Raw genomic sequence first — 18,920 nt, 5'->3', positions numbered from 1 at the left:
CGCCTCAGGCGCGCAGGCTCCACTGCTGGTTCGAGCCGCCGTTGCAGGACCAAAGAATGATCTTGGTGCCGTTCGCGGTGGCGGCCCCGTTGGCGTCCAGGCACAGCCCGGACTGCACGCCGGTGACGGTGCCGTTGGCGTTGAGGCTCCACTGCTGGTTGGCCTGGCCGTTGCAGTCCCAGATGATGACCGCGGTGCCGTTGCTGGTGCCCTGGTTGTTGGCGTCGAGGCACTTGTTGCCGAACACCGTCAGCTGCCTGCTCGACGTGTAGGTCCAGCGCTGCATCGAACCGCCCCAGCAGTCGTACAGCTGCACCTGCGTGCCGTTGGTGGTGCTGCCGTTCGGCACGTCGACGCAGCGGCCGGACTGACCGCCGACGATCTCGACGTTGCTCTGCCCGCCGCCACCGCCGCTCGACGTCGAGTATCCGGCCGCGGTGATGTTGGCCTGGACGGCGTCCTCGGTAGCGTTGCTCGGGTAGCCGGACGTCATGACGCCCTCGTAGAAGGTGCCGGCCGAGCCGTGGCTGTTGTCACCGCCGATGCCGAGGATGATGGCGCCTTCCTTCTTCATCGGGTTGTACCCCGACACGTTGGGCCGCCGGCCGTCGTAGAACGTCGACAGGCCACCGGACTGCGCGTTGCCGCCCCGGATCGCCCAGTGGTTCGCCTCGCCCTTGATGATCGCGGTCGTGAACCGGTAGTTCACCGTCGGATCATTCGCGTTGTAGCCGGCGTTGACGCCCGAGTACAGGCCGTTCTCGAGGTCGGCCATGATCCACGGGCCGTTGCCGGTGCCGTAGCCCCAGACCTTGATGTTGCCGAAGTAGATGGCCTCCATGGTGCCGTTGCCGTTGTCGCGGCTGTTGCGCTCGGCGTTGCCGTAGTCGAAGCAGCAGCCGCCGTTGTAGTGGGTGCCGTCGAAGATGGCGTACATCCCCTCGGGCTGATCGCCCGTGGCCACGCCGTTCGTGTTGTTGTTGCGGTAGCCGGTGCCCGCGGCGACGTACACGCCGTAGGCCTTGTGCCCGGCGACGGTGACGGGTGCCGCCGTCGCATCGGCCAGGTTGTCGTAGCCGCCCGCCGCGGGGCCGGAGAAGCCGCCGGGAGGCGCCTGCGTGAGGTGGTTGTTGCGGCCGGACTGGTCGTAGATGATCGTGATGAGGCAGCTGGTGCCGGCGCAGAACGAGTCCTGCGCGGCGGCGTCGGCGTAGCCACCGGCGCTGAGCACGCCGATGTCACGGGTGGCGTTGTCCGAGGCCCGGCGCACCTGGTACAGGCGGCCGCTGTACGCGCCGTACAGCGCCCGGGTCGTGCTGTGGGCGGCCACGCAGGGCGTGCCACCCGAGGCGTAGATGTCACACGGCCCGGTCGTCGCCGCCTGCGCGGTCGTCGACGCCGTGAGTGCGATGATCGTCCCGGCCACGATCGTGACCGCGGCGGCCACCACCGTCGTCACCGAGCTCCTGAGACTGCTGCGGATCTTCATCCGTTTCCTCCGTCTGTGCGCCGGGGCGAGACGGCGCGGTGGGGTGTGGGCGCGAGGCGGCCGCGCCCCTGTTCGCCGGCACATTGGCGGTCGTGCCGGACGTCGGCGTCGTGTCTCGTGTTAGCGCTCACATCGACGCACAACGAATGTCTCAGATCGCCGTGGATGCTGGCAAGCGCCACCGGCGGGACCACTTTCCGGGCGCCCGCATAACACTTTTCCGGTGCGTTTCAGCCGGCGCCGGCGCGGCCGGCCCACCACAGCATTGCCTCGTCGCGGTTGTTGACCTTGAGCTTCAGGTAGATCTGGCTGACCCGGTTGCGGACCGTCTTCTCGGCCAGCGCCAGCCGCCGCGCGATGGCCGCGTTGGCCTCGCCGGCGGCGAGCAGCTCCATGATGTCCAGTTCCCGCCGCGTCAGCAGTTGCCGCGTCGGCGGCGGCCACGACCCTGCCGGCCCGGTCTGCACGTGGTCGATTACCGCGGCCAGCGGCCCCGATGAGAGCCGGCTGTGCCCGGCCGCCGTCGCTCGCACGGCGTCGAGCAGGTCGGCCAGGGTGTACTGCCCTTCGATCAGGATGCTGCGCACGCCCGAGCGCAGGACCGTCAGCACGTCGCCAGGGCCGATGGCGGGGGTCACGACGAGCACCGGCGGCCGGGGCGCGGGCAGCGCGGCCAGGGCGGCCAGCTCCCGCACGGCCGCGAGCGTCGGCAGGACGATCAGGTTAGCGCCCGCGCCGTCCCCGTCGAGCACGTCGGCGAGCCGCCGCACCTCGACGTTGTCCACGGCGGGGCGGATGAGCTCGGCGAGCTTGTGCCCGGCGCCGCCGAGCACCAGCGCCGTGGTCACGGGCGGCCGCGCCCGGGAGGCGGGTGGAACATCCGCCATCCTCGCCTCCCGGAACAAACGTGGTGCCTGTAATTCTGGCAAGCCATTCAGGGAATGACCATTGAATCCGAGCGTGACCCGTTGCGGCGGCGTCGCATTACACTTTTTCGCCGCCTTCTTTTCGCCGAGCCGAAGTCAGCTGCGGGTCCATTTCTGGTTGGTCGCGCCGAGGCAGTCCCAGATCTGCACCTTGGTGCCGTTCGCGGTGCCGTTCGCGCTGACGTCGAGGCACTTGTTCGCGCCGACGGCCGTGACGGTCCCGTCGCTGTTGAGCCGGAACTGCTGGTTCGTCTGGCCGTTGCAGTCCCAGATCTCCACCGCGGTGCCGTTGGCGGTGCCGCGGCCGGTCACGTCCAGGCACTTGGCGCTGCCGTAGACCCGCAGCTCGCCGGCCGCGGTCAGGGTGAACTGCTGGTTCGTCCCGCCGTGGCAGTCCCAGATCTGCGCGAGCGCCCCGTTGGCCTGCGACGCGCCGGCGATGTCCAGGCACCGGTTGGAGGCCTGGCCGCGCAGCGCGAACGTGCCGCTCGGCGGCGTGGCGCCTACGCCGGCCGCGGCCATGACGGCGCGCGCGCCGCTCGGCCAGTTCCCGCCGGTGACCACGACCGTCCCGGAGTTGGTGTTGCCGCGCGAGCCGGTGGTGACGTTGGTGGTGCTGCTCGTGGTCCAGTTGTTCGTCAGCGTCAGGTTGCCGGTGTTGTTGTTCGCCCAGGCCTGCGTGTACGCCCAGGTGCCGATGTTCTCGAGCACGTTGCTGGCGGCGGACACGTAGCGCGAGCCCTCGTCGAAGTACATGCCGAGCCAGCCGTTGGTGTTGCGGAAGTAGTTCTGGTTGACGGTCGTGCCCGGGTTGGCCGAGAGGTTGTAGAACGCCCCGCCGTCGGTCATCTGCTGCACGACGTCGTGGACGTAGTTCGCCGTGACGCGGTTGTTGGCCGCGACCGTCGCCGTCGTGTACTTCGGCTGGTAGTTGTACAGGCCGCGGTCGACGTAGTCCTGGCTGCCGCCGGGGTCGTTGGCCCCCCAGCCGTAGCCGAGAGCGATGCCGGAGTACGGCAGGTTGTACACCTCGTTGTTCGCCATCGAGGACCCGGCGGTGTACGTCATGAGCAGCCCGACGTGACTGCGGTAGTCGACGGCGACGTCGTGGATGACGTTGTTGCTGACCACGATGTTGCTGTTGGTCATCCGCGAGTCGCCGGGGTGGTGCGCGTCGGCCTGGACGCCGCCGACGACGATGCCGCCGGCCGAGAGGTATTCGAACGTGCTGCCGGTCACGGTGATGTTGCTGGCGCCGAGGCCGACGCCGGTGCCGTTCGCGTTGGCGTCGTTGCCGATGCCGAGGCCGACCTGCCCGAGGTTGGTGTACCGGTTGCCGGCCAGGGTGATGGCGTTGGCCGCCGACACCTGTACCGCGGCGGGCATCTGCCGCCAGCCGGGCCGGGTCGCCTCGAACAGCTGGCAGCCGGACTGGCACGAGGTCAGCGCGTCGGCCGGCCGGTTCCAGCTGCCGTAGATGTAGGCGCCGGTCTGCTGGTCGGCGTAGCCCTGGCTGGTGCTGGGCTGCAGCCAGCTGGTGTTGGCGAACCGCAGGCCGGTGAAGGACAGGTTGTGCGCCGGCGCGGCGTAGGTGCCGCCGATGCGCAGCAGCGACTCCAGCCGCGGCAGCTCGACATCGGCGGCGGCCATGTCCTGACCGGCGAGGGGCTTGTAGTAGAGGTTGCCGGCGGCGGTGTCGAGGTACCACTCCCCCGCGCTGTCAAGGAACTCGCGCGCGTTGGCCAGATACATCGGCCCGGCCCGGAAGGGCTTGCTGAGGGTGTCGTACCCCCACGTGTTGTTGTTCCAGGCGGGCTGCTGCATCGTGAGGACGTTGTTGGCGATCGTCTGCACGGGCACGTAGCGGTCGGTGAACGAGTCGACGGACTCGACCTCGACCCGGCTTTTGTCGGCCAGGTTGTTGAGGTAGGACAGCGCGCCGTTGGTGAAGCTGAGCCCGGTGGCCGAGGCGGTGAAGTCGCCGCGGTTGACCTGGGTGCGCGCCCGGGTGGCGATGCGGCCGTCGACGTAGAGCTGGCGGGTGTCGAAACCGGTGCCGACGGCGGCCCGCCAGATGTTCTGCCCCGAGTCGGCCAGGGTCCAGCCGGTCACCTTCTGCCCGCCGGAGATGGTCGGCGTGGCACCGGCCGCGGCCTGCCACGCCACCGTGTGGCCGCCGGTGCCGGAGTCGGCGGCGGTGAAGGTGAGCGGCGCGCTGAGGGCGTAGGTGCCGCCGGCGATCTGGACGACGATGTCGCCCGTCATCGACGGCGCGCTCGCCCGGACGGCGGCCTGTGCCTGGGCGAGCGAGCATGGCTGCGCGGACGAGCACGCCGTGCCGGAGCCGGTCGGCGACACGAAGAGCGTGGTCATGACGGCCGCGGCGGCCGGCGGCGCGAGCGTCCCCAGAGTGCCGGCCGCCACGAGACCGGCGGCCGCCACGCCGGCGGCGCTCCTGAGTCGACGATGTGTTCGCAATGTGGGCACGGCGGTGCTCCTTCGCGCGAGGGGGTGTGGAGGCTTCGCCGGTTGGCGGCCGGACAAAGCACCATCAGCTCATCATAGGTATGACGTGTTATCAACCGCGATCCGTCGCTCAGATACCGTCATGGGCGTCGGGCCGCGCTCAGGCCCCGCAGGTCCGCTGCCGGACGACCGCGCCTTCGTTACCGATGCGTGAACCCGTGAAAGTTTCGCCGACTCCCGCCCGATGCCACGGGTCGGAGCCGGGCGCGTCAGGTCATCCGGCCCGGTCGCCCCTTTGCCGCGTGATGAGCCCGCCGGTTGACGCCATACATCATACGAGTTACGTTTCCGGCGACCATACCCCGACCCGGAGGAAGAGCAGGCATGCGATGAAGGCAGTGGTGTACCGCGCGGCCCGGCGTGTCGAGATCGAAGGCCGCGCCGTGCTCGCCCCGGGCGCCGGCGAGGTGCGCATTGCCGTGGCCTACACCGGCATCTGCGGCACAGACCTGCACATCTTCCACGGCGACATGGATGCCCGCGTCGGCCCGGCCGCGGTGCTCGGGCACGAGATGTCCGGGCGGATCGACGCGATCGGGCCCGGCGTGTCCGGCTGGTCGGTCGGGCAGCCCGTCACCGTCATGCCGACACTGTCCTGCGGCCACTGCCCGGCCTGCCTGCGCGGCAACGCCCACATCTGCCACGCCATGCGGTTCCTGGGCATCGACGCCCCCGGTGCCATGCAGTCGTACTGGAACGTGCCGGCCGACCTCGTGCTGGCGCTTCCCGAGCACCTGCCGCTCGAGCACGCGGCGCTCGTCGAGCCGGTCTCGGTGGCGGTGCACGACGTCCGGCGGGCGGACGTCTCGGCCGGGGATCACGTCGTCGTGGTCGGCGGGGGGCCGATCGGCACGCTCATCGCGATCGTCGCCCAGCGCCACCGGGCCCACGTCGTCCTGCTCGAGCCGGACCCGTTCCGCCGCTCCGTGGCGGCCGAGCTCGGCATCGAGGCCTTCGATCCGACCGCCATCGACGTGGTGGCGGCGGTCGAGGAGCGCACGGCCGGGGCCGGGGCCGACATCGCCTTCGAGGTGTCCGGCTCGCCCGGCGGGGTCGAGACCGCGGTCGACGTCCTCGCCACCCGCGGCCGGCTGGTCATGGTGGCCATCCATCCGCGCCCCCGGCCGGTGAACCTGCACCGCGTCTTCTGGCGCGAGCTGGAACTGTTCGGCGCGCGCCTCTACGAGCGGCCGGATGTGACCACGGCCATCGAGCTGCTCGCCACCGGCGCCGTGCCGGCTGAGCGCCTCATCTCCCGCATCGAGCCGGTCGCGGCGGTCGATGCCGCCTTCGCCGCGCTGGAGTCCGGGGGCCGCGTGATGAAGGTCCTCATCGACTGGCAGGAGCCGGCCCGGTGACGGCGCTGTTCGATCTCTCGGGACGCACCGCCGTCGTCACGGGTGCGCGGCGCGGCATCGGCCTGGCCATTGCCGAGGCCCTCGCCGCCGCCGGGGCGGACATCATCGGCGTCTCCGCGCAGCTCGAACCGGCCGGCAGCGAGGTCGAGCGCCGGGTGCGCGCGACCGGCCGCCGCTTCACCGCGCTGAGCGCGGACTTCGCCGACCGGGCCGCCGTGCACCGGCTCGCCGAAGACCTCAACGCCCGCGGCCCGATCGACATCCTTGTGAACAACGGCGGCACCATCGCGCGGAGGCCGGCGGCCGAACACCCGGACGAGCTGTGGGACCGCGTCCTCGAGGTGAACCTCAGCAGCCAGTTCGTCCTGTCCCGGGCGGTCGGCCGCGAGATGATCCGGCGCGGCCGCGGAAAGATCATCTTCACCGCGTCGCTGCTGAGCTTCCAGGGCGGCATCAACGTCCCCGGCTACACGGCGTCCAAGTCCGCGATCACCGGGCTCGCCAAGGCCCTCGCCAACGAATGGGCGGCCCACGGCGTGAACGTCAACGCCATCGCGCCCGGCTACATCGCCACCGACAACACGCGGGCGCTACGCGATGACCCGGCCCGCAGCCGGTCCATCCTGGAGCGGATTCCGGCCGGCCGCTGGGGACGGCCCGACGACCTGGCCGGTGCCGCGGTGTTCCTGTCGGCCCCCGCCTCCGACTACGTCAACGGGGCCGTCCTGGCGGTCGACGGCGGGTGGCTGGGCCGATGACCGCGACCGTGATGACCGGCCGATCACTCCCCCGGCGCCCGGCGATGCGCCTGACCGGCCTCGGCTTCGGGGCCGCGCAGGGCGGGAACCTGTACCACGCGACCAGCGAGGAGACGTTCCACGCCGCCGTCGAGGCCGCCTGGGACGCCGGGATCCGCTACTTCGACACCGCGCCGCACTACGGCCTCGGACTGTCCGAGCGCCGGCTGGGCGCCGCGCTGCGCACCCGGCCCCGCGACGCCTTCGTGCTCTCGACGAAGGTCGGGCGGCTGCTCGTGCCGTCGCCGCAGACCGCACACCAGCGCGATCCGGAGGGCTTCGCCGTGCCGGCCGACCTGCGCCGGGAGTGGGACTTCAGCCGCGACGGGGTCTACCGCTCGCTCGAGGCGAGCCTGCAGCGGACGGGTCTGGACCGCATCGACGTCGTGTACCTGCACGACCCCGACGAGCACTGGGAGCAGGCCGCGACGCAGGCGGTGCCGGCCCTCGTGGAGCTGCGCGACCAGGGCGTCATCGGGGCCGTCGGGGCCGGCATGAACCAGTCCGCGCTGCTCACCCGGTTCGTCCGGGAGACCGGCGTCGACCTGGTCATGTGCGCCGGGCGGTACACGCTGCTCGAGCAGGGCGCCCTGAACGACCTGCTGCCGGCCGCGGCGGAGCGCGGCGTGGGCGTGGTCATCGCCGGCGTCTACAACTCCGGGCTGCTCGCCCAGCACCGGCCGCCGGACGACGCCACGTACAACTATCAGCCGGCGCCGGCCGAGCTCATCGACCGCGCGCGGCGCATCGCGGCGGTCTGCGAAGCGCACGGCGTCAGCCTGCCCGCGGCCGCGCTGGCCTTCGTGCGGACCCATCCGGCCGTGGTGTCGACTGTGGTCGGCCTACGCAGCCGCGTTCAGGTGGCCGAGACGCTGCACCGGGCGTCGGCCGCCGTGCCGGACGCGCTCTGGCCAGCCCTGCGCGCCGCGGGGCTGCTCCCGCACCGGGACGACGCCGGATAGGTCGCCGTCCCCGGTGCGCCTGGCACGATGCGCGGACCGGCCCGGCGGGATCGCCCGCGGGGACCCTCCGTGGCCGGTCAGGTTCGCACGGTCGCCACCGTGGCCCGGCCGCCTCGGCGGACCGGCTCCTCTCCACCCACGAGCCCGCACCGGCTGCGATCGGCGCAGGTCGCGCTCGACGTCCGGAACGCAGCCACGAACATAATACGTCTGACGTACGTCTGGTAGGCGTACACTGAGCGCCGGTCGTCACGCCGCCCGTGGCGTGCAAAACCGTGGAGGGCACATGACGACATCCCGGGCGGAGCCGGCCGGCCACGCCGTTGCGCCGCCGGAGTGGGCGCGGCGTCCGACCAACCTTGCCAAGGCGGTGACCGCAGAGCTGGTGGAGCGCATCGTACGGGGGTTACACCCGCCCGGCTCGCCGCTGCCGCCGGAGCCGGCGCTGTGCGAGATGTTCTCGGTCAGCCGGACGGTGATCCGCGAGGCAATGAAGGTGCTGCAGGAGAAGGGCCTGGTGCAGGTCCGCCAGGGCAGCGGCACCATCGTCACCCCGCCGACGCGCTGGAACATTCTCGACGAGCTGGTCCTCGCCGCGACCATCGCCGAGGACGACACGCTGTCCGTCCTCGACGACCTCGTCGTCACGCGGCGCCTGCTGGAGTCCGACATGGCCAACGTCGCCGCGCGCCTCGCCGACGAGGCGACCGTCGAGCGGCTCGGCGCGACCGTCGCCCGGATGGACGAGCTCGTCAACGACCACGTGACGTACGAGGAGCACGACCGCGCCTTCCACGACATGATCATGGAGGCGTCCGGAAACCGCATCGCCCGCGGTGTCGTGAAGGCCCTCGAGAGCCAGGTCATCCATACGGCCCGCTACGTCGGGCGCACCGACCGCACGCTCTGCATCGCGTCGAACCTGGGTCACCGGCGCGTCTATGAGCGCATCGCCGCGCGCGACCCCGAGGGCGCCGCCGCGGCGATGTTCACCCACATCACCGACGCATGGCTGGTCCGCCGCGGCGGCCCGAGCGACGCGGCGCGGCTGCAGCGATAGGGGCGGCCGGTTCACAGGTGTCCTGACACGGCCAGGCCGACCACCGCCACGGCGACCACAGTGGCCACGATCAGCGGCGCCAGGACGGCGATGGCGACCCGCGCCGGGGCGTCGAGGCTCGACCGGTGCGCCCCGTCCCAGGGGCGCAGGTCATCGCGGCGCGGGCCCATCAGGAGCGATTCCAGCGCTGGTTGGCCGCGCCGGTGCAGGTCCACAGGATCACCGTGCTGCCGTTCGCCGTCGCGGCGTGGTTGACGTCGAGACAGAGCCCGGACTGGGCGTTGCGGATCGTGCCGTCGGCGCCGACACTCCACTGCTGGTTCGCCGCACCGGTGCAGTCCCACAGCTGCGCCTTGACGCCCGCCGTGGCGTTCAGCGGCGCGTCGAGACACTTGCCGAGCGACTGCACGGTCGCCCCGCTGACGGTCCACTGCTGGTTGGCGCCGCCGTGGCAGTCCCAGATGATCGGCTGCGTGCCGTTGGCGGTGCTGCCGCCCGGCACGTCGAGGCAGCGCCCGGAGGCCGCGCCCACCAGGGCGGTGGTCCCGGCCGGCGGGGGCGACGTCGGGCCGCCGCCGTTGCTGCCGTCGAGGCCGAGGAAGGCGATGGCGTACGCCAGCTGGCCCGCCATCGGCAGCTGGTGCCCGACGCCGGCGATGCTGACGCCCTCGACGGTGGCCGTGGTGCCCGTGCCGCCATAGCGGGTGCGGGTCCAGCTATTCTGCGGGTGGTCGGTGAGGCCGGGCGTCTGGCCCAGGCCGTTGAGGTTGGTCCACTGCTTGATCTCCTCGCCGAAGTTCGGGTAGGCGAGGGTGGTGTCGGTCGTGCCGTGCCACAGCTGCATGCGCGGGTAGCGGCCGGTGTAGCCGGGGTACATCGCCCGGGCCAGGTCGCCCCACTGCTGGGCGGTGCGGATGACGTTGCCGCCGGAGCACTGGCTGTTCCACAGGGAGCCGTCGGTGGTCGCGAAGCAGCCGGCCGGGACGCCGGAGAACGCGGAGGCGGCGCTGAACACGTCGGGGTACTCGGCGGCCAGGACGTTGGTCATCATGGCACCGGAGGAGAAGCCGGAGACGACGATCCGGGACGCGTCGATCGGGTAGTGCGACCGGGCGTAGGCGACCATCGACATGATGCCGGTCGAGTCGCCGCCGCCGCCCCGGCGCAGCGCCGCCGGCGTCGACACGTCGAAGCAGTTGCCGCTGCGGGTCGCCTCGGGCAGCACGATGACGTAGCCGTAGCGGTCGGCCGCGCTGACGTAGTCGTGGCCGTTGCCGTTGAAGATGCCGCCGGCCGAGCCGCCGCAGTAATGCACCAGCACGAGCAGCGCGGGCTTCGGCGCCACGGTCGCCGGCACGTACATGTACATGTTGAGGTTGGTCGGGTTGTTGCCGAACCCGGACACCCGGGTCAACCCGGCCGCCGACGCCGGCCGCGTCGACACCAGGACGGCGGCGACGACCAAGGGCACTGCCGCGGCGAACAGCAGCGCCCGCAGCTTTCGTTGCATCAGGCTCTCCTCTGCAGGGCGTCGCCACGGCAACCGAAACCGAGCATGTGAGCGCTAACTCAATTGGTCGCACCGTGGAGGCGACGCGTACCTGAGCCCGACGGTGCCAGAAGACTCCGCAACGTTCAATACCGAAAAAAGTGTTATGTGCAGCGTGGCCACCAGGTCCCGTCGACGAACTTGAATGAGACGAAACACTGTGGCAATGTGGCCGCCAATTTCGTGTTAGCGTTAACAAGCGTCGGGAGCCCTCATGAGACTTTCCATCCGCCGGCCGCGTGGTGCGGCGCTGTGGCGCGTGCTGGCGACGGCGGCCGGCCTGCTCTGCGCGGCGGCCCTTCTGCCGGCCGTGGCGCGGGCCGACAACCCGATCGTGCAGACCATCTACACGGCCGATCCGGCGCCCCTGGTGTACAACGGCCGGGTCTATCTCTACACCGGCCACGACGAGGACGGCTCGACGAACTACACCATGCGGGAGTGGCGGGTGTGGTCTTCCGCGGACATGGTGAACTGGACCGATCACGGATCGCCGCTGAGCCTGGCCAGCTTCAGCTGGGCCAGCACCAACGCCTGGGCCGGCCAGGCCGTCTACCGCAACGGCAAGTTCTACTGGTACGTCCCCATGACCAACCGCGCGACCGGCCGCATGGCCATCGGGGTGGCGGTCTCCACCAGCCCGACCGGGCCGTTCAGCGACGCCCTGGGCCACCCGCTCGTGGAGACCGGCGAGATCGACCCCACGGTGTTCATCGACGACGACGGCCAGGCGTACCTCTACTGGGGCAACCCGAACCTGTGGTACGTGAAGCTCAACGCCGACATGATCTCGTACTCGGGTAGCCCGGCCCAGATCCCGCTCACCACCGCCGGGTTCGGCACCCGCACCGGCAACGCGAGCCGGCCGACGCTGTTCGAGGAGGGGCCGTGGGTGTACAAGCGCAACGGCCTCTACTACAACGTCTTCGCCGCGCGGTGCTGCTCGGAGTACATCGCCTACTCGACGGCGCCGGCCCCGACCGGGCCGTGGACCTTCCGCGGCACGGTCATGCCCAGCCAGGGCGCCAGCTTCACCAACCACCCCGGCATCGTCGACTTCAACGGCGGGTCGTACTTCTTCTACCACAACGGGGCGCTGCCCGGCGGCAGCGGCTACACCCGCTCGGTGGCCGTGGAGAAGTTCAGCTACAACGCCGACGGCACCATCCCGACCATCAACATGACCACGACGGGGGCGCCGCAGGTCGGGACGCTCAACCCGTACGTGCGTCAGGAGGCCGAGACGATCGCCTGGGAGTCCGGCGTGGAGACGGAGCCGGCCGCCGAGGGCGGTATGGACGTCGGCTGGATCGAGAACAACGACTACATCAAGGTCAAGGGCGTCGGCTTCGGCGCCGGCGCGGCGTCGTTCAGCGCCCACGTCGCCTCGGCGACCACCGGTGGGCGCATCGAGCTGCGCCTCGACGGCGCCAACGGCTCGCTGGTGGGCACCTGCACCGTCGCCGGCACCGGCGGCTGGCAGACGTGGACCACCGTCACCTGCCCGGTGTCGGGCGCGACCGGGACCCACGACCTGTACCTCAAGTTCACCGGCGGCAGCGGCAACCTGTTCAACGTGAACTGGTGGCAGTTCACCGCGGCCGGCGGCAACTCCGGCGGCAACCTGCTCACCAACGCCGCCATGGAGAGCGGCACCAGCGGCTGGGCGGTGTTCGGCTCCGGCACGCTCGCGGCGAACACCGCCGTCGTACACGGCGGGTCGCAGTCGCTGCTGCTGACCGGCCGCACCGCGTCGTGGAACGGACCCGGCCAGGACGTGACGTCGAAGCTCACCAACGGCAAGAGCTACGCGACGAGCGTGTGGGTCCGCACGCAGAGCGGCACCCCGAGCGCGAAGGTGACCCTGGCGCTGACCGCGAACGGCTCGACAAGCTACGTCCAATTGACGCCGGCAGCCGCGGTGAACGCAAACGGCTGGACCCAGCTGACGGGGACCGCCACCGTGTCGTGGACGGGCACGCTGACCGGCGCCACGCTCTACGTCGAGACGTCCGCGGGAACCGACAGCCTCTACATCGACGACGCCTCGCTGCAGTAGTGCGCACCCCGGCCGCGGCGGCGAACACCGCCGCGGCCGAGGGCCCGGGTCAGGCGGCGGCGCAGGCGGTGCCGTTGAGCGCGAACGCGGGCGGCCGGGCCGTGTTGCCGGTGTGCGTGGCCTGGAACCCGATGCTCGTCGACCCGCCCGGCGGCAGCACGGCGTTGTAGCTCACGTTGCGCGCGGTGACCGCCCCGCTGTTCGGGCTGTAGGCGGCGTTCCAGCCCGAGGTGATGGACTGCCCGGCCGGCAGCGTGAACGTCAGCGCCCACCCGTTGATCGCCGCACCGCCGGTGTTCGTGATGGTGATGTTCTCGGTCAGCCCGGTGTTCCAGGCGTTGACGGTGTCGGCGACCCGGCACGCCGCGCCGCCCGGCGGCGGGCTCGACGCCGGCGGACTCGATGCCGGCGGGCTGGACGGGCGCGACGACGTGGGCGAGCCGGGCGAGGACGGCGTGCCGCCGGTGCCGTCGATGCCGAAGAACGCGATCGCGTAGGCGGCCATCCCGGGCGCGGGCAGGCTGTGCCCGGCGCCCTGGATGCTGTAGGCCTCGACCCGCACGGTGCCGGACCCGTCGGCGTAGCGGCGGCGGTTCCAGCCGGACTGCGGCGTGTCCGTCGCCATCGGCGTCTGGCTGAGGCCGAACACGTCGGTCCACTGCTCGATCTCCTCCTGCAACAGCTGATACGGCACGAGCGTGTCGCTGGTGCCGTGCCACAGCTGCACCCGAGGCCGCGGCCCGGTGTACCCCGCGTACGCCTGGCGCACCGCGTCGCCCCACTGCTGGGGCGTGCGATCCATGCCGCCGCCGGTGCACCGGCTGCTGCCCGGTGGGTAGTCGGCAGCGTTGGCGAAGCAGTTGAACGGCACGCCCATGAACGCCGCGCCGGCCTTGAACACGTCCGGGTACAGGGCGAGCATCTCGTTGGTCATCATGCCGCCGGAGGAGCTGCCGGTGGCGTACACCCGGTTGGGGTCGCCGCCGAACTGCCGCTCGACGTACGTCACCATCGACACGACCGAGACGGGATCGCTGCCGCCGCCGCGCCGCTTGGCCGCATCCGACCAGGTGTCGAAGCAGTTGCCGAAGCCCGCCTGCTGCGTGGCGCTCGGGTAGATGACGATGAACCCGTACCGGTCGGCGAGCGACGCGAACTCGCTGCCCGAGTAGAAGCCGGGGCCCGAACCGCCGCAACCGTGCATGGCGACCACGATCGCCGGGTTGGCCGGGCGCGCGTCCGGGACGTACACGTGCATGCGCATGCCGCCCGGGTTCGCGCCGAAGTTGGTGACCTCGGTCAGCGTCGCCGCGTAGGCGGGCCGCAGCGCCACGACGGTGAGCCCGACGACCGCCAGTAGGGCGGCCGGCCCGAGCAGGACTTTGCGGTTGAAGCTCATGCGCCTACTCCTTCGATGGTTGTGGGAGGGTCACGCGCGGCACTTAGTGTGCTTCCGGGGCACAAAAGTGTCAATCGAGAGGAACCGATGCCTCCGGGGCCGCTAGAGTCGGCCCAGCCGCCCGATCCGACGCCACCGGAGGAAGCGTGTCCAACCCGTTCGACATCGAGGAGATCTTTCCCGACGAGGAGGTCGCGCCGGTCCGGCTTCCGCGGCGCCAGTCCGGCCCGGCGCCGCAGGGACTGGCTGTGACGCTCATGGCCGACTACACGCTGCGCCGCCGCGCCTGGCTGCCCTCCTCCGCCATCGTGGCGCTGCTGGCCGAGGCGGGCGCGAGCGAGGCGGGGGCCCGGGCGGCGATCAGCCGGCTCGCCCGGCGCGGCGTGCTGGAGGGCGACCGGCGGGGCCGGCACAGCGCCTATCGGCTCGCACCCGCCGCCGCCGCGCAGGTCTCCGACGGCGGGCGCTGGCTCGTGTCGTCCGCCGCCGACGCCGAGCCGTGGGACGAGTGGTGGACGCTCATCGCCTTCTCGCTGCCGCAACAGGAGCGCAGCCGGCGCCGGGCCCTGCGCGGCCGGCTGCGGTGGATGGGCTGCGCGCCGCTCTACGACGGCCTGTGGGTCTCGCCGCACCCGCTCGCCGGCCCGGCCATGGCGCAGCTCGCGGAGGCCGCGCCGGAGGCGATCACCGTGTTCCGGGCCCGGCACGTCGAGCTCGGCGCCGCGGCGCCCCGGTCTCCGCTGCAGGCCTGGAACGTCGCGGACATCGCCGAACAGTATGAAACGTTCATCGCGCGGTGGCGCCCGATGCTGCCGCGCATCCGCACGGGACGGGTCGGTGGCGCGGCGGCGGTGCGCGCCCGCACCGAGGTCATGGACACCTACCGGCGCTTTGCCGTGCTCGACCCACGGCTGCCGATCCGCCTGCTGCCCCGCGGATGGCGCCGCGGAGCGGCCCTGGAAGTGTTCACCACCGTCTACGACGGCCTCGCCGCGGCGGCGGAGCGGCACGTGCGGGCCATCGTGGCCCGGTACTGCAATGGGCCGGCGCCCGACGTCCTGGCCCATACCGTGGCCGACATCCGGGCCGGCGTCCTCGAGGACGCCGGCCCGGCCCGGGTGGGCTAGACGCGGCTCCAGCGCTGGTTGGCGGCCGCGGTGCAGGTCCACAGGATCACGGGGGTGTTGTTGGCGGTGCCGGCACCGGACACGTCCAGGCACAGGCCCGACGAGACGCTGCTGATCGTGCCGTTGGCGTTGAGGTTCCACCGCTGGTTGGTGCCGCCGTGGCAGTCCCAGAGCTGGACCTTCGCGCCGGCGGCGGCGCTCAGCGGCGCGTCAAGGCACTTGCCGAGCGCCTGCAGCGTCGCACCGTTGACGGTCCACCGCTGGTTGGCGCCGCCGCTGCAGTCCCAGATGATCGGCTGGACGCCGTTGGCGGTGCTGCTGCCGGGCACGTCCAGGCAGCGACCGGAGCCCGCTCCGACCAGGGTGGTCGTGGTGCCGCCCGTGCCGCCGGCGGTGCCGATGCTGCCGGCGACCGACAGCAGCGCGTTGTACCAGGTGGCGGCCATCTTGTCGTAGCCGGCGGCGGTGGGGTGGATGCCGTCGATGAGATCGGCCGCCGTCAGCGCGCTGTGCATGTCGACCAGGTGCACGTGCTTGCCGGCGTTGACCTTGCCCTGCACGATGCCGGGGATCGCCGCGTTGAAGTTCCGCGCGGCCGCCTCCTGCCCGGCGTTGGCGAGCGGGATGATCGTCGCGACGAAGACCTCCGCGCCGGGTGCGGCGGCGGTGATGTGGTCGATGAGCGTCGAGAGCCGGCCCGGCGCGCCCGTGACGTTGTAGTTCTGCAGCACGTCATTGGTGCCGATGTGCAGCAGCACCGTGTGCGGGGTCGTGGCGCCCAGCCAGCCGGTGATGTTCGCGTCGATCTGGTCGATGCGCCAGCCGGGGTGACCCTCGTGGTCGTGATCGCCGAGGTTGGCCGGGCCGTTGTACTGCGACCCGACGAAGTCGACCCGGTATCCGCCTGCGGCCATGCGCTGCCACAGGCCGATCCGGTAGCCGCCCGGCACCTGCGTGCCCTCGGTGATGGAGTCGCCCAGCGGCATGACCCGGACGCCGCCGTTGGACTCGGCGGCGGCGTTCCCGACCGGTACCAGGGCGCCCAATACCGCCGACACGGCCATGACCACGGCCAGGCCAAGCCGGCGTCTGCGTGTGCGCATACGCGTTCCCTTCATGAGTTTGCCTGCGGGTTGTGCGGATGTTAGCGCTCTCATCAACTTTCGGCGAGGCTCGGACGCGCCGCAAAAAGGTGCCGGGTTTCCGTTATGAACGAGGCTCGGCGGAAGTCGGGTGCGCACTACTGCCTCGTATTATCGATGACCAGCTCTTGAACGGCCCGCAGCGATGTGGCAGGCTCGCCAATCGGCGCGCCACACGTGGGCCAGTCACCGCCAACGGCCCTCTTGTTAGCGCTCACAAACGGAAGGAGAACCGCAGTGCGCTTGCATCACAGGCTGGTGTTGCTGCTCGTGGCCGGGGCGGGCCTCTGGTTCGTCGGCGCGGGCCCGGCCACGCCGGCCCAGGCCCTGGCCAACAACCTGGCACTCACCCCGCCGATGGGGTGGAACGACTGGAACGCGTACGGCTGCAACGTGTCCGAGGCGCTGGTGAAGCAGACCGCCGACAAGATGGTCTCGTCCGGGCTGGCCGCCGCCGGGTACCAGTACGTGAACATCGACGACTGCTGGATGCAGCACAGCCGCGACGCGGCCGGCAACCTGCAGCCCGACTTCGCCAAGTTCCCGGACGGCATCTCGGGCACGGCCGCCTACGTGCACTCGAAGGGCCTGAAGCTCGGCATCTACGAGGACGCCGGCACCCAGACCTGCGCCGGCTACCCGGGCAGCCTCGGGCACGAGGCGCAGGACGCGCGCACGTTCGCGGCGTGGGGCGTGGACTACCTCAAGTACGACAACTGCTTCAACAACGGCAGCACCACCACACAGCAGTACATCGCCCGCTACTCGGCGATGCGCGACGCCCTGGCCGCCACCGGGCGCCCGATCGTTTACAGCATCTGCGAGTGGGGCGTCAACGCGCCGTGGACCTGGGCCGGCAGCGTCGGCAACCTGTGGCGCACCACCGGCGACATCCAGGCCAACTTCGGCAGCGTGCTGTCCATCTTCCACCAGAACGTGGGGCTGTCCGCCTACGCCGGCCCCGGCCAGTGGAACGACCCGGACATGCTGGAAGTCGGCAACGGAATGTCGGCCACCGAGGACCGGGCCCACTTCAGCCTCTGGGCCGAGATGGCCGCGCCGCTGCTGGCCGGCAACAACCTCGTCAACGCCAGCGCCACGACGCTGTCCATCCTGGGCAACAAGGCGGTGATCGCCGTCGACCAGGACCCGGCCGGCAAGCAGGGCCGGATGGTCAGCTCCACCAGCGGGCTGGACGTGCTGGCCAAGCCGCTGGCCAACGGCGACGTGTCCGTGGTCCTGTTCAACGAGAACACCTCGACGGCCACAATCAGTACCACGGCCGCCGCGATCGGCAAGACCGGCGCTGCAAGTTACACGCTCACCGACCTGTGGACCGGCGCGACGAGCACGACGAGCGGCGCCATCTCGGCGAGCGTCCCGGGGCACGGCGTCGTCATGTACCGCGTCGCGGGCGGCACGACGGGCGGCGGCACCGGCGACACGACAAGCACCATCCGCGGAGCCGGGTCGAACCGCTGCCTCGACGACCCCAACGGCAGCACCACCAACGGCGTCCAGCTGGTCATCTGGGACTGCAACGGCGGCACCAACCAGCGGTGGACCTACACCGCCACGAAGCAGCTGCAGGTGCTCGGCAAGTGCCTGGACGCGTACAACAACCAGACCTCGGCCGGCACCAAGGTGGAGATCTGGGACTGCAACGGCCAGGCCAACCAGCAGTGGAACATCAACGCCGACGGCACCATCACCGGCGTGCAGTCGGGGCTGTGCCTCGACGTCACCGGCGCCGCCACGGCCAACAACTCGCTCATCCAGCTGTGGACCTGCACCGGCGGCAGCAACCAGAGGTGGTCGCGCTCCTGACCTGATTTCCGGTACTTTTCAGCGGCACAACGGCACTTCGGCTCGGACCAGCGAGCCGGAGTGCCTTGCCGTGCGTACAACCGCGTGTACGGCACCGATTATCCATCAAGGTCGTTCCGGAAACTTTCCGAAACATATTGTTTCGCCGATGTTGCCGTGCCAGCATGGCGGCATCGAAGCCCGCCGCTACGGGCCGGGCAACATCAATCCATCGGCATCCCTCGCGCAGGGCGGCTTCAGCCTGCCCGGACGCGGAGACCGATCAGGAGGTCAGAAGTGACAAGCAGTCCATCAAAACGCGTCCGGCCGTTGCGGATCCGGCTCGCGCTCGGCGCCGCCGTCGCCGTCGCAGCGGTGGCGGGTGCGGCGACGATGATCCCGGCCGCCAACGCCGCCGCCAGCACCCTCGGAGCGGCGGCCGCGCAGTCCGGCCGGTACTTCGGCACCGCGATCGCCGCGGGCCGGCTCGGCGACTCGACGTACACCACGATCGCCGGACGCGAGTTCAACATGGTGACGGCCGAGAACGAGATGAAGCCGGACGCGACCGAGCCCCAGCGCGGGCAGTTCAACTTCAGCGCCGGTGACCAGATCTACAACTGGGCCACGCAGCGCGGCATGAAGGTGCGCGGCCACACCCTTGCGTGGCACTCGCAGCAGCCGAGCTGGTGGGGCGGGCTCAGCGGCAGCAGCCTGCGC

Annotated in this window: 15 protein-coding genes; 8 read left to right on the top strand and 7 right to left on the bottom strand. The window is 71.1% G+C overall.

The genetic code is table 11. The features are described 5' to 3' along the window. Positions 1-4 precede the first annotated feature (4 nt). The 3 genes from ABD901_RS53130 to ABD901_RS53120 all read right to left on the bottom strand — a co-directional run bounded on the left by ABD901_RS53130 (position 5) and on the right by ABD901_RS53120 (position 4,857). Complete coding sequence (locus ABD901_RS53130; protein ID WP_345142434.1) at positions 5-1,489, bottom strand: arabinofuranosidase catalytic domain-containing protein; 1,485 nt, start codon at positions 1,487-1,489, stop codon at positions 5-7. A 230-nt stretch (positions 1,490-1,719) separates the two neighbouring features. Beyond that, on the bottom strand, positions 1,720-2,376 hold the full coding sequence (locus ABD901_RS53125) for a LuxR C-terminal-related transcriptional regulator (RefSeq protein ID WP_345142431.1): 657 nt from the start codon (positions 2,374-2,376) through the stop codon (positions 1,720-1,722). Between the two features lie 135 nt (positions 2,377-2,511). After that, positions 2,512-4,857: an RICIN domain-containing protein gene (locus ABD901_RS53120; RefSeq protein ID WP_345142428.1), complete on the bottom strand. Its 2,346-nt coding sequence runs from the start codon at positions 4,855-4,857 to the stop codon at positions 2,512-2,514. Positions 4,858-5,270: 413 nt separating this feature from the next. Here ABD901_RS53120 and ABD901_RS53115 point away from each other — a divergent pair, with 413 nt between their 5' ends. The 4 genes from ABD901_RS53115 (at position 5,271) to ABD901_RS53100 (ending at position 9,118) form a co-directional block, all read left to right on the top strand. Next, on the top strand, positions 5,271-6,299 hold the full coding sequence (locus tag ABD901_RS53115) for a zinc-dependent alcohol dehydrogenase (protein ID WP_345142424.1): 1,029 nt from the start codon (positions 5,271-5,273) through the stop codon (positions 6,297-6,299). Then, on the top strand, positions 6,296-7,057 hold the full coding sequence (kduD, locus tag ABD901_RS53110) for a 2-dehydro-3-deoxy-D-gluconate 5-dehydrogenase KduD (protein WP_345142421.1): 762 nt from the start codon (positions 6,296-6,298) through the stop codon (positions 7,055-7,057). The genes ABD901_RS53115 and kduD overlap by 4 nt, the downstream gene beginning before the upstream one ends. Beyond that, a complete protein-coding gene (locus ABD901_RS53105; protein WP_345142417.1) occupies positions 7,054-8,058 on the top strand; it encodes an aldo/keto reductase in 1,005 nt (334 codons plus the stop codon). The genes kduD and ABD901_RS53105 overlap by 4 nt, the downstream gene beginning before the upstream one ends. A gap of 286 nt (positions 8,059-8,344) precedes the next feature. Next, positions 8,345-9,118, top strand: coding sequence for a FadR/GntR family transcriptional regulator (locus tag ABD901_RS53100; RefSeq protein WP_345142414.1), 774 nt, complete (start codon positions 8,345-8,347; stop codon positions 9,116-9,118). A gap of 11 nt (positions 9,119-9,129) precedes the next feature. Here the strand turns inward: ABD901_RS53100 and ABD901_RS53095 are convergent, their stop codons facing one another. After that, complete coding sequence (locus ABD901_RS53095; RefSeq protein ID WP_345142411.1) at positions 9,130-9,288, bottom strand: hypothetical protein; 159 nt, start codon at positions 9,286-9,288, stop codon at positions 9,130-9,132. Beyond that, a complete protein-coding gene (locus tag ABD901_RS53090; RefSeq protein ID WP_345142408.1) occupies positions 9,288-10,628 on the bottom strand; it encodes an extracellular catalytic domain type 1 short-chain-length polyhydroxyalkanoate depolymerase in 1,341 nt (446 codons plus the stop codon). Before ABD901_RS53090 ends, ABD901_RS53095 begins: the two co-directional genes overlap by 1 nt. Before the next feature lie 253 nt (positions 10,629-10,881). On the opposite strand from ABD901_RS53090, the gene ABD901_RS53085 reads away from it, so the two are divergent. Then, positions 10,882-12,726 carry a family 43 glycosylhydrolase gene (locus ABD901_RS53085; RefSeq protein WP_345142405.1) on the top strand — a complete coding sequence of 615 codons (1,845 nt, stop codon included), beginning with the start codon at positions 10,882-10,884 and terminating at the stop codon, positions 12,724-12,726. A 49-nt stretch (positions 12,727-12,775) separates the two neighbouring features. Here the strand turns inward: ABD901_RS53085 and ABD901_RS53080 are convergent, their stop codons facing one another. Next, a complete protein-coding gene (locus ABD901_RS53080; RefSeq protein WP_345142401.1) occupies positions 12,776-14,125 on the bottom strand; it encodes an extracellular catalytic domain type 1 short-chain-length polyhydroxyalkanoate depolymerase in 1,350 nt (449 codons plus the stop codon). Positions 14,126-14,271: 146 nt separating this feature from the next. Between ABD901_RS53080 and ABD901_RS53075 the strand changes: the two genes are divergently transcribed. Further along, the gene (locus ABD901_RS53075; protein ID WP_345142398.1) at positions 14,272-15,252 is read left to right on the top strand and encodes a PaaX family transcriptional regulator; all 981 of its coding nucleotides are present in this window, start codon (positions 14,272-14,274) and stop codon (positions 15,250-15,252) included. Here the strand turns inward: ABD901_RS53075 and ABD901_RS53070 are convergent. Further along, complete coding sequence (locus ABD901_RS53070) at positions 15,249-16,355, bottom strand: RICIN domain-containing protein (protein WP_345142394.1); 1,107 nt, start codon at positions 16,353-16,355, stop codon at positions 15,249-15,251. The two genes, ABD901_RS53075 and ABD901_RS53070, sit on opposite strands and share 4 nt — an antisense overlap. A gap of 276 nt (positions 16,356-16,631) precedes the next feature. On the opposite strand from ABD901_RS53070, the gene ABD901_RS53065 reads away from it, so the two are divergent. Together ABD901_RS53065 and ABD901_RS53060 are read left to right on the top strand one after the other, a co-directional pair. After that, complete coding sequence (locus ABD901_RS53065) at positions 16,632-18,221, top strand: glycoside hydrolase family 27 protein (RefSeq protein ID WP_345142392.1); 1,590 nt, start codon at positions 16,632-16,634, stop codon at positions 18,219-18,221. A 309-nt stretch (positions 18,222-18,530) separates the two neighbouring features. Then, on the top strand, positions 18,531-18,920 hold a 390-nt coding region (locus tag ABD901_RS53060), incomplete at its 3' end, for an endo-1,4-beta-xylanase (protein ID WP_345142389.1).

It is taken from the genome of Dactylosporangium darangshiense, from assembly GCF_039537565.1.
Taxonomy (GTDB): Bacteria; Actinomycetota; Actinomycetes; order Mycobacteriales; family Micromonosporaceae; genus Dactylosporangium; species Dactylosporangium darangshiense.
The sequence above is the reverse complement of the archived record's forward strand: the minus strand, read 5'-3'. Positions and strand labels throughout refer to the sequence as shown.

Excerpts from the sequence above, each read along its gene's own strand:
- ABD901_RS53115 (WP_345142424.1), top strand. The coding sequence starts at position 5,271 with ATGAAGGCAGTGGTGTACCGCGCGGCCCGGCGTGTCGAGATCGAAGGC.
- ABD901_RS53090 (WP_345142408.1), bottom strand. The coding sequence starts at position 10,628 with ATGCAACGAAAGCTGCGGGCGCTGCTGTTCGCCGCGGCAGTGCCCTTG.
- ABD901_RS53085 (WP_345142405.1), top strand. The coding sequence starts at position 10,882 with ATGAGACTTTCCATCCGCCGGCCGCGTGGTGCGGCGCTGTGGCGCGTG.
- ABD901_RS53105 (WP_345142417.1), top strand. The coding sequence starts at position 7,054 with ATGACCGCGACCGTGATGACCGGCCGATCACTCCCCCGGCGCCCGGCG.
- ABD901_RS53100 (WP_345142414.1), top strand. The coding sequence starts at position 8,345 with ATGACGACATCCCGGGCGGAGCCGGCCGGCCACGCCGTTGCGCCGCCG.
- ABD901_RS53080 (WP_345142401.1), bottom strand. The coding sequence starts at position 14,125 with ATGAGCTTCAACCGCAAAGTCCTGCTCGGGCCGGCCGCCCTACTGGCG.
- ABD901_RS53125 (WP_345142431.1), bottom strand. The coding sequence starts at position 2,376 with ATGGCGGATGTTCCACCCGCCTCCCGGGCGCGGCCGCCCGTGACCACG.
- ABD901_RS53130 (WP_345142434.1), bottom strand. The coding sequence starts at position 1,489 with ATGAAGATCCGCAGCAGTCTCAGGAGCTCGGTGACGACGGTGGTGGCC.
- ABD901_RS53070 (WP_345142394.1), bottom strand. The coding sequence starts at position 16,355 with ATGCGCACACGCAGACGCCGGCTTGGCCTGGCCGTGGTCATGGCCGTG.
- ABD901_RS53095 (WP_345142411.1), bottom strand. The coding sequence starts at position 9,288 with ATGGGCCCGCGCCGCGATGACCTGCGCCCCTGGGACGGGGCGCACCGG.